This window comes from Rhodoferax sp. (genome assembly GCF_039922535.1).
Lineage (GTDB): Bacteria > Pseudomonadota > Gammaproteobacteria > Burkholderiales > Burkholderiaceae_C > Rhodoferax_B.
The window spans coordinates 1-14,132 of the sequence record NZ_JBDTEM010000328.1 but is presented as its reverse complement, the minus strand read 5'-3'; the positions used below and the strand labels follow the sequence as shown (position 1 = coordinate 14,132).

At 63.6% G+C, this 14,132-nt stretch carries 12 protein-coding genes and 2 pseudogenes; 11 read left to right on the top strand and 3 right to left on the bottom strand.

What is annotated here, in order from left to right; genetic code table 11:
* The 6 genes and pseudogenes from ABI213_RS15755 to ABI213_RS15730 all read left to right on the top strand — a co-directional run.
* Window positions 1-235 (top strand): vitamin B12 dependent-methionine synthase activation domain-containing protein (locus tag ABI213_RS15755; protein ID WP_348027763.1); only part of this gene is annotated, 235 nt, incomplete at its 5' end.
* Window positions 236-359: 124 nt separating this feature from the next.
* Window positions 360-2,588, top strand: a complete 2,229-nt coding sequence (locus tag ABI213_RS15750; RefSeq protein ID WP_348027761.1) for an EAL domain-containing protein — start codon at window positions 360-362, stop codon at window positions 2,586-2,588.
* Window positions 2,585-3,688: an ABC transporter substrate-binding protein gene (locus ABI213_RS15745; RefSeq protein ID WP_348008726.1), complete on the top strand. Its 1,104-nt coding sequence runs from the start codon at window positions 2,585-2,587 to the stop codon at window positions 3,686-3,688. The genes ABI213_RS15750 and ABI213_RS15745 overlap by 4 nt, the downstream gene beginning before the upstream one ends.
* Window positions 3,685-5,994, top strand: coding sequence for an ATP-binding protein (locus ABI213_RS15740; RefSeq protein ID WP_348008727.1), 2,310 nt, complete (start codon window positions 3,685-3,687; stop codon window positions 5,992-5,994). Before ABI213_RS15745 ends, ABI213_RS15740 begins: the two co-directional genes overlap by 4 nt.
* A 70-nt stretch (window positions 5,995-6,064) precedes the next feature.
* Window positions 6,065-6,382 (top strand): annotated as a pseudogene (locus tag ABI213_RS15735) (RtcB family protein); the annotation flags it as partial.
* 54 nt (window positions 6,383-6,436) lie between these two features.
* A complete protein-coding gene (locus tag ABI213_RS15730) occupies window positions 6,437-6,694 on the top strand; it encodes an RNA 3'-terminal phosphate cyclase (protein ID WP_348008728.1) in 258 nt (85 codons plus the stop codon).
* 70 nt (window positions 6,695-6,764) lie between these two features.
* Here ABI213_RS15730 and ABI213_RS15725 read toward each other — a convergent pair.
* Window positions 6,765-7,321, bottom strand: a pseudogene (locus ABI213_RS15725) (Uma2 family endonuclease).
* A 39-nt stretch (window positions 7,322-7,360) separates the two neighbouring features.
* Window positions 7,361-8,902 carry a YifB family Mg chelatase-like AAA ATPase gene (locus tag ABI213_RS15720; protein WP_348008729.1) on the bottom strand — a complete coding sequence of 514 codons (1,542 nt, stop codon included), beginning with the start codon at window positions 8,900-8,902 and terminating at the stop codon, window positions 7,361-7,363.
* 278 nt (window positions 8,903-9,180) lie between these two features.
* Between ABI213_RS15720 and glnK the strand changes: the two genes are divergently transcribed.
* The 4 genes from glnK to ABI213_RS15700 all read left to right on the top strand — a co-directional run bounded on the left by glnK (window position 9,181) and on the right by ABI213_RS15700 (window position 13,004).
* A complete protein-coding gene (glnK, locus tag ABI213_RS15715) occupies window positions 9,181-9,519 on the top strand; it encodes a P-II family nitrogen regulator (protein WP_295957531.1) in 339 nt (112 codons plus the stop codon).
* 34 nt (window positions 9,520-9,553) lie between these two features.
* Window positions 9,554-11,122, top strand: coding sequence for an ammonium transporter (amt, locus tag ABI213_RS15710; RefSeq protein WP_348008730.1), 1,569 nt, complete (start codon window positions 9,554-9,556; stop codon window positions 11,120-11,122).
* A gap of 145 nt (window positions 11,123-11,267) precedes the next feature.
* Window positions 11,268-12,167 carry an SMP-30/gluconolactonase/LRE family protein gene (locus ABI213_RS15705; RefSeq protein WP_348008731.1) on the top strand — a complete coding sequence of 300 codons (900 nt, stop codon included), beginning with the start codon at window positions 11,268-11,270 and terminating at the stop codon, window positions 12,165-12,167.
* Window positions 12,168-12,254: 87 nt separating this feature from the next.
* Complete coding sequence (locus ABI213_RS15700) at window positions 12,255-13,004, top strand: YoaK family protein (RefSeq protein ID WP_348008732.1); 750 nt, start codon at window positions 12,255-12,257, stop codon at window positions 13,002-13,004.
* A gap of 67 nt (window positions 13,005-13,071) precedes the next feature.
* Here the strand turns inward: ABI213_RS15700 and ABI213_RS15695 are convergent, their stop codons facing one another.
* Complete coding sequence (locus ABI213_RS15695; RefSeq protein ID WP_348008733.1) at window positions 13,072-13,713, bottom strand: glutathione S-transferase; 642 nt, start codon at window positions 13,711-13,713, stop codon at window positions 13,072-13,074.
* Window positions 13,714-13,874: 161 nt separating this feature from the next.
* On the opposite strand from ABI213_RS15695, the gene ABI213_RS15690 reads away from it, so the two are divergent.
* Window positions 13,875-14,132 (top strand): hypothetical protein (locus ABI213_RS15690; RefSeq protein ID WP_348027759.1); only part of this gene is annotated, 258 nt, incomplete at its 3' end.

Sequence of the window (14,132 nt, the reverse complement as noted above, 5' to 3'; positions counted from 1 at the left end):
CCACAGCGTTAAAAAAGACATGTTTGCGCTGCTGCAATGCCATGAGATCGGCATGGAGCTCACCGAGAGCCTGGCCATGATGCCCGCGGCCAGCGTCAGTGGCTTTCAGCTGGGCCACCCCGACAGCGTGTACTTCAACGTCGGCAAAATCGGCGAAGACCAACTGAAAGACCTGGCCCAGCGCCGGGGCGTGCCCGAGGCGGATTTGCGGCGTTTCCTGGCCCCCAATTTGTAAGCGCAGGTCTAAATCAAGGGTTTTCCCTATTGCTCGGGCTCATGGGGCTTTACCCTTGTTGTCCGCTACATTTTGTAAGAGACTGGGCTTCTACTTTTAAGGCGGGCTTACCGCCCTACCGCCCATGGATGACGAAGAACTTCTGGAATTCATAGACGACCGATTGCCTGCCGCAGATACGGCAGCGCAGCGCGAGCCGTGGCGGATTCTGGTGGTGGATGACGACCCGGACGTGCACGAAAGCACGGCCTTCGGTTTGCGCGGCTTGGATGTCGAAGGCCGGGGCCTGCACGTGCTGCATGCCCACTCGGCCGCCGATGCGCTGGCCGTGCTGCGCCGTGAGCGAGACGTGGCGGTGATCCTGCTGGATGTGGTGATGGAAACCGACAACGCCGGGCTGGAGACCGTGGCGGTGATACGGGGCGAACTGGGCCTGGCCAATGTGCGCATCATCCTGCGTACCGGCCAGCCGGGCCAAGCCCCAGAGATCGAGACTATCCGCCGCTATGACATCAACGACTACAAAACCAAAAGTGAGCTCACCCGCACCAAGCTCTACACCACCCTGACCGCGGCCATCCGCTCCTATGACCAGTTGCGCCGCATGGATGCCAGCCGCCGGGGGCTGGAGAAAATCGTCGCGGCCAGCAACCAGTTCATCGCCCGTCCCGGCCTGCACAGCTTTGCCGAGGGGGTGATCACGCAAATCGCGGGTTTGGTGGGCGTGGAGCCCGAAGGCGTGGTGTGCGCCTGCACACCCAGCGTTGAAGTCGGCGCGGAATGCGTGGTGATTGCGGCCGCCGGGCGGCTGGCCCATCTGATCCATTGCCGCATTACCGAGATTGACGACCCTTATATCGTCGCCAGCCTGACCCAGTGCCTGACTGAGCGCCGCAACCTGCTGGCCGAGCGCAGCGTCAGCCTGTTTTTCCCGGGCCGTGAGGGCGGCGACTTTGCCGCGTTTGTGTATGCATCGGCCCCATTGCGCGATGTGGACATGCATCTGCTGGAAGTGTTTTGCACCAATATTGCCCTGTGTGCGGCCAATGTGGAACTGGTGACGCGGCTGCGTAACCATGCGTTTATCGACCGCATGCTGGGTCTGCCCAACCGTACCGCCTTCATCCAGCACCTGGATGACGCGGTAGCCGCTGGCGGTATCGCGGGCCATGCCATTGGCCTGATGGATGTGGACCAGTTTGCCGAAACCAATGACATGTTTGGCCATGGCTACGGCGACCAATTGTTGGCGGCCATCGCCCAGCGGCTGGGTGCGTTGCACGCCGGGTCTGGGTATCTGGCACGGGTGGCGGGCGATACCTTTGGTCTGTTTGGGCCGGAGTCCAGTGTCAACCCCGAATTACTGCGTGGCGTGTTTGATCAGCCGTTCGAGATCGAGAACGTGCTACGACCGGTGTCGGTTTGCATGGGCTTTGTGCGTTGCGACGACACCAGCGGCAACGGCCTGGAGCTGCTGAAAGACGCGTCCATCGCCCTCAAGCGGGCCAAAGAGCTGGGTCAGGGCCGCAGCGCCTACTTCTCGGCCGAGATCGGCACCATCACCCGCGAGCGCACCCGCATGCTGCACGGCCTGCAGCGGGCGTTTGACCATGAGCACCTGTTTGTGGTGTACCAGCCCCAGGTGCGTCTGGCCGATGGCCGCCCGATAGGCGTGGAGGCCCTGTTGCGCTGGCGCACCGACGACGGCAAGTTTGTACCGCCCGACCGCTTCATCCCAGTGGCCGAGCAGTCGGGCCTGATCGTCACCATGGGGGCTTGGGTGCTGCGTACGGCCCTGCACGCCATCGCCGCGCTGCGCCAGCAGGGCCACGCGATGGGCATCCGGGTGGCGGTGAACGTGTCGTCGGTGCAGTTTGCCCAGCCGCAGTTTCTGGACACGGTAGACGAGGCCCTGCGCGACTCCGGCATGCCACCCGACAGTCTGGAGCTGGAAATCACCGAGTCGGTGGCCGTGATGGGCATGGAGCGCGTGGCAGCCCTGTTGCGCCAAATCAAGGCACGCGGCATTGCGGTGGCGATTGACGATTTCGGCACCGGGTTTTCGTCCCTGTCTTACCTGGACCGCCTGCCCGCGGACCGCCTGAAGATCGACCGTGCCTTTGTGATGTCGCTGGACTCCGGCCGCCTGGGGGCGCGCATTGCGGAAATGATTGTGCCGCTGGGCCACCAACTGGGCATGCAGGTGCTGGCCGAAGGCGTGGAAACCGAGGCCCAGGCCGATATCTTGCGCGGATTGGGCTGTGACGAGGCGCAGGGCTACCTGTACGCCAAACCCATGCCGATTGCAGACCTGGGGCCTTGGCTGGCGCAACGTCTCGGACCGCCGCTGTGAACCGGCGGCTCTGGCTGGCAGCTCTGCTGCTGGTTGGGTGCCTGACGGGGTGCGGTCCACCCAAAGCCATCCATCTAGGTTTTATCGGCAGTTTGTCGGACCGGGGATCGGACACCGGGCAAGATGGCCGCAACGGCATGATTCTGGCGGTGGAGCAGCGCAACCAGGCCGGTGGTATCCATGGCCGGATGGTCGAAATTCAGGTGCAAGACGACGGCATGCAGCCGGACAAATCTCAGTTGGCCATCCAGGCCCTGGTGTCCGCGCATGTCGATGCCATCGTAGGGCCTTTCAGCAGTGCGATGGCGACGGTGGTGGTGCCCATCAGCAACCAGGCGGGGATCGTCATGGTCAGCCCCAACGTGACATCCACGGATTTCGTTGGGAAAGACGATTTTTTGATCCGTATCAACCGCACCACGCGCGACAACGCCAACGAATATGCCCAATTGCTCTACCAGCGCGGCCAGCACCGCATGGCGCTGGCCTACGACACGCGCAACGCCAGCTACTCGCTGGCCTGGCTGAGCGCATTCAAGGTGGCGTATGCCGCATTGGGCGGCCAGGTGGTGGCCGCGGTGGCCTACGAGTCCGATGCCCGCACGGGTTTTGGCGACGTGGTGCGGCAGATGCTGGCCCAACCGTCGCAAGGCCTGCTGTTTATCGGCAGTGCCATTGATGTTGCGCGCCTGGCCCAGCAAGCCGAAAAGCAGGCACCACAGATCCCCAAGAGCGCGGCAGAACGAGCCTCCACCGAACTGCTGCTGGAGCTGGGCGGCCGGTCGGTAGAGGGGCTGCTGATTGCACAGGCCTTCAACCGGGATGACCCCTCCGAGCGCTACCGCAGCTTCCATAGCGCTTTTGTGGCGCGGTTTGCACGCGAGCCAGGCTTTAGCGCAGTGCTGTCGTACGACGCTACCCGTGTGCTGTGCGAGGCCATGGCAACGCAGTTGCCGGGCCAGTCCTTGAAAGACAGCATCCTCCAGCATGGGCCGTACCAGGGTCTGCAGCAAGACATCCAGTTCGACCGTTTCGGCGATACCGCACGCAAGGTGTTTTTCACCGAGGTGCGTGGCGGCAAGTTTGTGTTGCTGAAATGAACACGCTGCGTGTTTGGCGCTTGCGCAGCTACCTGGCCGCTCTCTTGGTGGCGACGATTTTGGCCACGTTTGCGGTGGTCGGTACCAGCATCTTGCTGCTGCGCATCCCCCAGATTGAGCGCACCAACAAAGAAGAAGTGGTGCGCGACACCCAGGAGATCTCCGACCGGGTTGAGATCTTGTTGGGCTCTCTGGAAGCCCGTATGGAATTGCTCAGCGAAGCGGTGGAAACCCAGGATCTGGTGGCGGTCACCGCCCTGCTGGAGCGCGCCGCGTGGGACGGTACTGCCATCCGTGCCATTTACCTGGCCTCGAACGAGGGCACGGTGCTGGCCGCCGGGGTGGTGCCCGTGTTGCGGGAGCACCGCACCGACCTGCTGGGCAGCGACCTGTCGGCCAGCCCGCTGTTCCGCGCGGTGCTGGCATCGCGCCAGATCGTCTGGGGCGACAAGTTTCTGTCGGCGCTGACGGGTGCGGTGACGGTAGGCATGGCCTATCCGGTGGGTCGCGACCGGGTGCTACTGGCCGAGGTACCGTTGTCCTACCTGCTGGATACCTTCCAGCTGGCGGCGGGCCAGCACACGGCCTCTATTTGGCTGGTGGACCGCAGCGGTGAAATCGTCGCCGATACCGATGGCGGTCGGCATGTAGGTACCGCCAATGTGCTGAACTGGCCGCTGATGCAGGCGGCGCGGAATTTTCAAACCTTGCCTGACGTGTTCAGCTTCGAGGGCCGCAGCTTCCATCCGGCGGTGTCGCATTCCAATGCGCTGGACTGGTACTTTGTCGGTGGCATGCCAGCGGGAATGGAGAATGCGCAGATCCGGGGGCAGGTGGTGGAGGTGGTGACCGGGTTTGCGGGTGCGCTGCTGGTGGGATTGCTGATGGCACCGTTTTGGGCCTCGTGGCTGACGCGGCCTCTGCGTGGCATCGTGGCGCGGGCCGAACAAATCACCCAGGGCGCAGTGGGCGGACCTTGGCCGCAGGGCCCGATTGCCGAGTTCAACGGTTTGTCGGCCGACATCGAAAAAATGGCACTCACCCTGCAAGAGCGAGAGCAGAAGTTTCTGGCGATTTTTAACGCCTCGCCCGTCCCCATGTCGGTCACCGCCACCGAATCCCCGTACGCGCTGCTGGATGTCAACGAAGCCTGGTGCCGCGACTTTGGCCGTGCGCGCGAAGCGGTGCTGGGCCGTACGGCCAACGAGATTGGCCTGTGGCGCTCGCCGGACGAGCGTGTCGCCATGCTAGACCAACTGCAGCAGGGGCACGCGGTGGCCGAGGCCTGGATGCTGCGCGGCGATGGACGGGCCGTGCTGTTCCAGCTGTCCCGGCGGCAGGCACAGGTGGGAAGCTCTTTTTTGATGGTGTGGGCGGCGGTCGATATGACCGATATACGCCGCATTGGCAACGAACTGCGTGAACTCAACGCCGAACTCGAAGCCCGCGTACAGCGTCGCACCGAGGCGCTGGCCGTGGCCAATCTGGACCTGTCCGGGGCCAACGCCACGCTGCGTGAGACCCAGGGTGAGCTGGTGCGGGTCGAAAAAATGGCCGCCCTGGGCGGGCTGGTGGCGGGCGTGGCCCACGAGCTCAACACCCCGCTGGGCAATGGCCTGCTGGCCGTTACCGCGCTGACCGACGAGGTGCGCCAGTTTCGCACCGCTATGCAAGCAGGCCTGCGCCGCAGCGCGCTGGAGAGTTTGCTCGACAGCGTAGAGCAGGCCACCGACATCGCCACCCGCAACCTGCACCGTGCGGCCGACCTGGTCACCAGCTTCAAACAGGTGGCGGTAGACCAGACCAGTTCGCAGCGCCGCCATTTCGAGCTGCGCGAAGTGGTCGATGAGATGGTGGCCAGCCTGCGCCCCAGCTTTGCCCGCACACCCTACAAAATCCAGGTTGACGTGCCCAACGGCTTGCGGCTGGACAGCTACCCCGGCGCGCTGGGCCAGGCAATCGGCAACCTGATCCACAACGCCGTGCTGCACGGATTTGACGGCCGCAGCCATGGCACGGTGCACATCACCGGCGAGCGCGACGACCAGGGTGCCGTCGTGCTGAGCGTGGCCGACGACGGCCATGGTATTTCGCCCGATTTACTGGACCGCATCTTCGACCCCTTCGTCACCACCAAAATGGGCCGCGGCGGCACCGGCCTGGGCCTGCACATCGCCTTCAATGCTGTTACCCACGCGCTGGGCGGCAGCCTCAGCGTACGCAGCGAGGTGGGGGTGGGTACGGTGTTTGAAATCCGCCTGCCAGACAGCGCACCGCGCAACAGCGACGTGGCACCCTTGGCGTAAAAATAGCCATCAAATCGGCCTCTGGCGCATATTCAATCTGCGCAGACAGCTATTAAATACATAGTATTTACTCGTGCGCAGCCTAGGCAACCCGGACAGCTTTGAAAGCTGCAGCCACGGCGCAGGCCGCGTGATGAGCCGCACCAGGGCGAAAAAGGTCTACACCGTAGAAGACCAGATTAAAGCCACGGAGGGCGTGGAATGCCGCAAGGATGCCAACGTGATCGACGAGATACCGATGGCGTACAGGGACATTGATGCTGTGATGATCGAACTAGACGGCTCGACCGGCGAACGCGCTGGGTTGGTCCGAGGCTCAGCTCCGGACTCCCGTGGTGCGCCAAAACGAAGGCCCCTGCAACGCGCTGATGGCAACCATGGCGTATGAACATGTCTGCGAGGTGCTACCAGCTTCGGCGACAAATCTGTCAGTGCCGAGCAGGTGGCCCAGCGCCTGGTAAAGCAGGTCCGGGCCTACCAAACCCGCGACGGCGCACTGGGCGAGCACATGGCCGACCAGTGGCTGCTGCCGCTGGCTCTGGCGGTGCTGGACAGTGGCCGCGCCGCGGCATTCACCTGCACCGCGCTAACCCCGCACGCACAATCCAACATGGCGGTGATCGAGGCATTTTTGCCGTTGCGGTTTGGGGTGGAGAAGTGGGGTGCGGGGTGGCGGGTGGACTGCGCACCACCGCCATAAAGTTACATGCTTTTTATGCCACTGGCGCAGATTCCACCTGCGGTAGAAGCTCTGCTTTCAATAGCAAAAATCAGATTTCAGCAAACAGCTGCGCGGCGGTTATTTCCAGCGCCACGCTGGCCAGGGTAACGCTGGCACCCTCGGCAAACGGGTGCAGCACCCACAGGCCGTCGGCCTGCTTGCGAAAGCAGTCGGTGCTGCGGCTGTCCAGGTCGATCAGCACGTATTCCTGCAGGCTGTCCAGTTGGCGGTAGTGGCTGAACTTGCCACCCCGGTCGTAGGCCGCGGTGCTGGGGGACAGCACTTCGACGATCAGCTTGGGGGCCGTTTTTCGCTGGGGCTGGCGTGGTCCTGGGGGCTGCAGGTGACCAGCACGTCGGGGTAAAAATACGCATTGGCCGCCTCTACCCGCAGCCGCATATCGCTCATGTAGGTGCGGCAAGGGCTGCCGCTGAGGTGCTGGCGCAGGGCCATGTAGATGTTGCCGCTGACGGTGACGTGCCGGTCCTCGGCCCCGGCCATGGCGAAGATTTCGCCGTCCAGGTATTCGTGGCGGTCTAGCTGGTCGGCTTCCCAGACCCGGTAGTCGGCGGCGGTGAATGCGGGTTTTTTAGCACTGAGGTCCATGCTGGCTTTCGGCGGTGGCGGGTTCAACGTGTTGGGCCATTAAGCCTTGGCCCGCAGCGCCCTGCGGTACTGCATGGCCTCCGCCACATGGGCCACCTGGGTGGTGGTGGCCCCCTCCAGGTCCGCAATGGTTCGCGCCACCTTCAGGGCGCGGTGGATGCCGCGTGCCGACCAGCCCAGGCGGGCGGCGGCGTGGTGCAGGAACTTGGCGGCATCCGCATCCAGCAGCACGTGGGTGTCGATTTCTTGGCCCTGCAGCTGCTGGTTGGTTTTGCCCTGGCGGGCGATGGCGTGTTGGCGGGCGGCGACGCAGCGGGCCCGGATGGCGGCGGTGGATTCGCCGGGCGGGGCGTGCAGCAAGTCTTCGGCGGGCAGAGCGGGCACTTCGATGTGCAGGTCAATGCGGTCAACTAGCGGGCCGCTGAGCTTGCTTTGGTAGCGCGCCACCTGGTCGGGGCTGCAGCGGCACACCTGCTTTTGTGACCCTGCATAGCCACAAGAACAGGGGTTCATAGCCGCAATCATCTGGAAGCGCGCCGGAAATTCGGCCCGCCGGGCCGCACGTGAGATGGTGATGTGCCCGGTCTCCAGCGGTTCGCGCAGGGCCTCTAGCGCGGCGCGCGGGAATTCAGGCAGCTCGTCTAAAAATAGCACACCGTGGTGCGCCAGCGAGATTTCTCCGGGCCGGGGCGGCGACCCGCCGCCGACCAGTGCGACAGCGCTGGCGGTGTGGTGGGGGCTGCAGGTAGGCCGGGTAGCCCAGCGCTCCAGCGCAAAGCCGCCGCCCAGGCTGGCGATAGCCGCACTTTCCAAAGCTTCGTCTACCGTCATGGGCGGCAGCAGGCCCGCAAAACGCTGCGCCAGCATGGACTTGCCCGAGCCGGGCGGTCCGACCAGCAACAGGCTGTGGCCACCGGCGGCGGCGATCTCCAGCGCCCGCTTGGCTCCGGCCTGGCCTTTCACGTCGGCCAGATCGGCGTAGTGGGCGGTGGCGGGCAAGGTAGTGGTGGCCAGGCGCGACCAGCCGTCGGTGGGCTCGGCTTGGCCAGCGTCGCCATCCCCCAGTGGCAGAAACTGCTGCACCACATCGAGCAGGTGGTGGGCGCAAAACACCTGGGCATCGGGCACCAAGGCGGCTTCTTCGGCACTGCCTGGGGGCAGCACCAGGCGGGTCTGCACCTGTTGGGTGTGTAAGGCCAGGCTCGTGGCCAGCGCGCCGCGCACCGGGCGCAAGGCCCCGGACAGCGAGAGCTCCCCGGCAAACTCATGCCCGGCCAGGCGAGCGCTGTCGATTTGGCCACTGGCGGCCAGAATGCCCAGGGCGATGGGCAAATCAAACCGGCCCGAATCTTTGGGCAGGTCGGCCGGGGCCAGGTTGACGGTAATGCGCTTGTTGTGCGGAAACTCCAGCCCTGCGTTCTGGATGGCGGAGCGTACCCGCTCTCGGGCCTCTTTGACCTCGGTTTCGGCCAAACCCACCAGGGTAAAGCTGGGCAAACCATTGGTTAAATGCACCTCGACGGTGACTGCGGGGGCATCCAAGCCCAGCAAAGCCCGACTTTGCACCAAACATAAGCCCATAACGATCTGACTCCCCATATCGGTGCGAAAAATTAAGCCCACCCACCAGTCCACCAAAACGCACCATTTGTGTGCAATAAAACCCCACCCAAACCCGTGCATTGGGCAAAAGACGGCTTGCTGAGAGGTGTAACCAAAGTAACAGTTATTTGGCACGCAAACTGCTTAAACCCGTTCGCCGTTCCCCTTTTCATTTTGGAGAAGCACATGACACAGCCCGTGCCCAAGGCCGCCCGCCTTGCAGCCCTTTATTGCGACAGCCTACTGAAAGAGCAGCCATGAAACTAGTCACCGCCATTATCAAACCCTTTAAGTTGGACGAAGTGCGCGAAGCCCTGTCCAGCATTGGTGTGCAGGGTATCACCGTGACGGAAGTCAAAGGCTTCGGTCGCCAAAAGGGCCACACCGAGCTGTACCGCGGTGCCGAGTATGTGGTCGATTTCTTGCCCAAGGTCAAGATTGAAGCGGCCATCTCCGACGAGCTGGTAGACCGCGTGATCGAGGCCGTAGAGGGCGCAGCGCGCACCGGCAAGATCGGCGACGGCAAGATTTTTGTTTACAACTTGGAGCAAGTTGTACGCATCCGCACGGGTGAAACCGGCAAAGAAGCGCTGTAAGCAGCACCATCTTTCCTCTGAAAGTACGTAAAAAATGAAAAAACTACTAGCTTCCCTGGCTCTCGGCTTGGGGTTAATGTGGGGCGGATCTTTCGCCCAGGCACAGGCTCCTGCCGCTGATGCGGCCAGCGCTCCGGCGATGGCGGAGATGGCGGCTTCTGCCGAGGCCAAACCTGCCGATGCGGCCCCAGCTGCTGCGCCTGCACCGGCGGCTGCCGAGGCTGCTGCGTCTGCCCCTGCAGATGCGGCCTCCGCACCCCCTGCTCCTGTACCTAACAAGGGCGATACCGCCTGGATGATGCTGTCTACGCTGCTGGTCATCATGATGACTGTGCCCGGCCTGGCCCTGTTCTACGGCGGCCTGGTGCGCAGCAAGAACATGCTGTCGGTGCTGATGCAGGTGATGGTCACGTTCTCGATGATCATCGTGCTGTGGTTCATTTACGGCTACAGCCTGGCGTTCACCGAAGGCAATGCCTACGTCGGTGGCTTCGACCGGCTGTTCATGAAGGGCATCTGGGACAACGCGGCGGGTACGTTCGCCACGGGCGGCACCTTCAGCAAGGGCGTGCCGATGTACGAGCTTGTGTTTGCCTTCTTCCAGGCCACCTTTGCGGGTATCACCTGCTGCCTGATCGTCGGTGCTTTCGCAGAACGTATCAAGTTCTCGGCGGTGCTGCTGTTCTCGGCCCTGTGGTTCACCTTCAGCTACGCCCCTATCGCCCACATGGTGTGGTTCTGGATGGGCCCTGACGCTTACACCGGCAAGGAAGTGGTCGATGCGATGAACGCCAAAGCCGGTCTGATCTGGCAATGGGGCGCGCTGGACTTCGCCGGCGGCACCGTGGTGCACATCAACGCCGCTGTGGCCGGTTTGGTCGGTGCCTACATGATCGGCAAGCGCGTCGGTTACGGCAAAGAATCCATGGCGCCCCACAGCCTGACGCTGACCATGGTCGGTGCTTCCCTGCTGTGGGTGGGCTGGTTCGGCTTCAACGCCGGTTCCGCTCTGGAAGCCAACGGCTTCGCTGCTCTGGCCTTCATTAACACCCTTGGTGCTACCGCTGCTGCCGTGCTGGCATGGTGTGTGGGTGAAGCGCTGATGAAGGGCAAGGCTTCGATGCTGGGCGCCGCTTCTGGTGCTGTGGCGGGTCTGGTGGCCATCACGCCTGCTTGCGGTAACGTGGGTATCGGCGGTGGCCTGGTGATCGGTTTCGTCGCCGGTTTTGCCTGCCTGTGGGGTGTCCACGGCCTGAAGAAGATCCTGGGCGCAGACGACACACTGGACGTGTTCGGCGTGCACGGCGTGGGCGGTATCCTGGGTGCGCTGTTGACCGGCGTATTCAACTCGCCTAGCCTGGGTGGCCCGTCCACCGTGGCCGACTGGGTGTCGGCTGGCATGACCCCCGCCGACGCTTACTCGGTAGGCGCACAGGTGTGGATCCAGCTGAAGGCCGTGATCTTGACCATCGTTTGGTCTGGTGTGGTTTCGGTGATTGCCTACAAGATTGTGGACTTGACCATCGGTCTGCGTGTCACGGAAGAAGAAGAGCGCGAAGGCCTGGACATCAGTTCCCACGGCGAAACCGCTTACAACCGTTAATCCTACAGAGAGCCCTGCGGCCCCCGGGCCGCAGCGTCTCGACGACAGAATCTTCCAAAGAGATTCGGCCCGACTACAGCAATGTGGACGGGCCTTTTTTTTGTCCGTTCACAATACAGGGATTGCAACCTCCCACACCATTCCCATGACCTGGACCACCGTCACCACCGAACCCAATGCCCTGGGCGAATCGCCGTTTTGGCATCCGCAGGAAAAGCGCCTGTACTGGGTGGACGTGCCCGGCAAGCTGCTGCAGCGCCTGGACGTGGCCAGCGGCGTGGTGGAGCGCTGGGCCATGCCCAGCGAGCCCGGCTGCATTGCCCCGGCCACCGACGGCGGCCTGGTGGTGGCCCTGCGCGACGGCATCTACCGCGCGCCGGTGTGGGGCGGCGACATGGCCCTGCTGGCCGCCGCGCCCTACGACCCGGCCACCACCCGCTTTAACGACGGCAAATGCGACCCGTTGGGCCGCTTTTGGGCCAGTACCATCTACGAGCCGCGCGATGCCCGCAAGGCCGAGCTCTACTGCCTGGAAGGCAGCACGCTGCGCAGCCTGGCGGGCAACGCCATCACTGGCAACGGCCTAGCCTGGTCGCCCGATGCCAAGACCTTGTACTGGTCGGACACGCCGCACCACATCGTCCACGCCTGGGACTGGGATGCTGTGCCCAACGTGCTGTCGCACTACCGCGAATTCCTTCACATGGCCCCCAAACCCGCAGGCTGGCAGCCCGGCATGCCTGGCTACGGTGGCCGCCCGGATGGCGCGGCGGTGGACGTGCAGGGCAACTACTATTCGGCCCAGTTCGAGGGCCAACGCCTGTGCAAGTTTTCGCCCGATGGCGACCTGCTCAACGCCTTTGCGCTGCCGGTGCGCTGCCCCACCATGCCCTGCTTTGGCGGCGACGATCTGCGCACCCTGTACCTCACCACCGGCCGCCATGGCCGCCCGGCTGCGGAATTGGAGGCCTTTCCGGCATCGGGACATGTGCTGTCGATGCAGGTCGATGTGCCGGGTCTGCCGGTCAACTTCTTCCAGAGTTGATGCAAACCAATTGTTGCTATTATTTATGTAGCTTCCAGCGCAGGTCCGATAGGCGCTGGAGCCGTATTTTTCATAAATAAATAGACCATGCGCCGCCTGCGCCATTTGACCAGCCAGCACCGCATCGCTGCCACCAACCGGCTGCTCGGCGGCCTGCTGGCGTTCAACGCGGGGGCCGTCAACGCCGGGGGCTATCTGGTGGTGGGCATGTATACCTCGCACATGACGGGCTTTGCCTCCATGCTGTCCGACAACCTGGTGCTGGGCAACATTACCCTGGTGCTCGGCGCACTGGGCACCTTGCTGGCCTTTACCGCGGGCGCGGCGGCCACGGCGGTGCTGGTCCACTGGGCGCGCCAGCACCATCTGCGCAGTGAATACGCGCTGCCCCTGCTGTGCGAAGCCTTGCTGCTGCTGGTGTTTGGCCTGATCGGGGCCACGCTGAACCGGCAGACCCCGTTTGCCGTACCGCTCACGGTGCTGGTGCTGGCGTTCACCATGGGGCTGCAAAACGCCGTGGTGTCCAAGCTCTCGTCCTCGCAAATCCGCACCACCCACATGACTGGCGTGATTACCGACCTGGGCATCGAGCTGGGCAAGCTGCTCTACATGAACCGGCAAGACAGCCCGCTGGCCTCCCGTGTGCGGGCCAACCGCGTCAAGCTGCGCCTGTACGGCACCCTGCTGTCGGCCTTTGTGGTGGGCGGCTTGGTGGGCGCGACCGGCTTCAAATACGTGGGCTTTATCTGGGTGGTGCCGCTGGCCTTGCTGCTGTTGGGACTGTCGCTGCCGCCGCTGGTGGCGGACCTGGTGCGACCACGCCATCGGCATCTTTAGCTATTATTTAAAGAGCTGCTAGCGCAAGCGCAATATGCCTCAACGAGCAATGGGATGCCAAAGTCGCTTAGGCGGCTACATCCTGCGGGCGCGGGTGGCCGGGCATCAGCGCGTAGGGTGCCACCCAGCCTGGCTGGCTCTGGATGCGCTGCAGCCAAGCGGCGATGGCCGGGTAATCGGCCCAGTCCACGCCAAATTCCGCGGGCCAGAACAAGTAGCCGCAGAGCGACAGATCGGCCGTGGTCAGGCGCGCACCCACCACGTATTCGCGCCCATCCAGGTGCTGGTTCAGAATCTTCAACGCCGCCACCATGCGGCCGCGCAGAAACGCGGTCACCGGGGTTTCGCCGGTCTTGGCAAACTGCAGCTGGAAGCGCAGCGTGGCGATGTTGCTGGTCAGCTTGTGGTTGTCGAACAGCTGCCAGCGCAGCACCTCGCGGCGCTCCTCCTCGCCCTGGGGCCCGAACTGGGGAAACTGCCCGGCCAGGTAGTCGAGGATCACGCCCGACTGGCTGAGCCGCAGACCGGCGTGCTCCAGCACCGGCACCTCGCCCATCACATTGATCTCGCGGTAGGCGGGGGTGCGGGTTTCGCCATTGAAAAAGTCCACAAAACGCGGTGTCCAGTCGGCCCCGGCGAGCTGCAACAGCAGCGCCACCTTGTAGGCATTGCCGGACTGGGCGAAACAATACAGTTGGTACGGGGCCATGGGATCTCCGGGAAAAATGGGTTGGGGGATCGGCCATCGTAACGGAGGCTTGGGAATAAATAGCCGGGGCTTTCGCCGCTTTTCCGGCCATTGGATGGCAGTGGTCTGGCTACGCTTGGTGTGTCGTGCTTGCGCTTTTGTAAGCACCCACTGGGAAGCCCATGCACATCCAAGCCAGTCGTCTGCAGTCCGCCCTTGCCATTCCGGCAAGCGCCGCGCCGACGCGGCCGGGAGCGGCTGCAACGGCCTCGGATGCCACGGCCGGCATCCCCAGTAACGCGAGCACGGTCACTATATCCCAGGCTGCCAAAGACCTGCTGGCCCAGTCCCAGGCCAGTGTCTCTCTGTCGAGTCGGGCGATGGACCTGATCCAGGGGCGTAACCCCTTTGCTATGGCACCCCAAAGTACCCCTGATAGC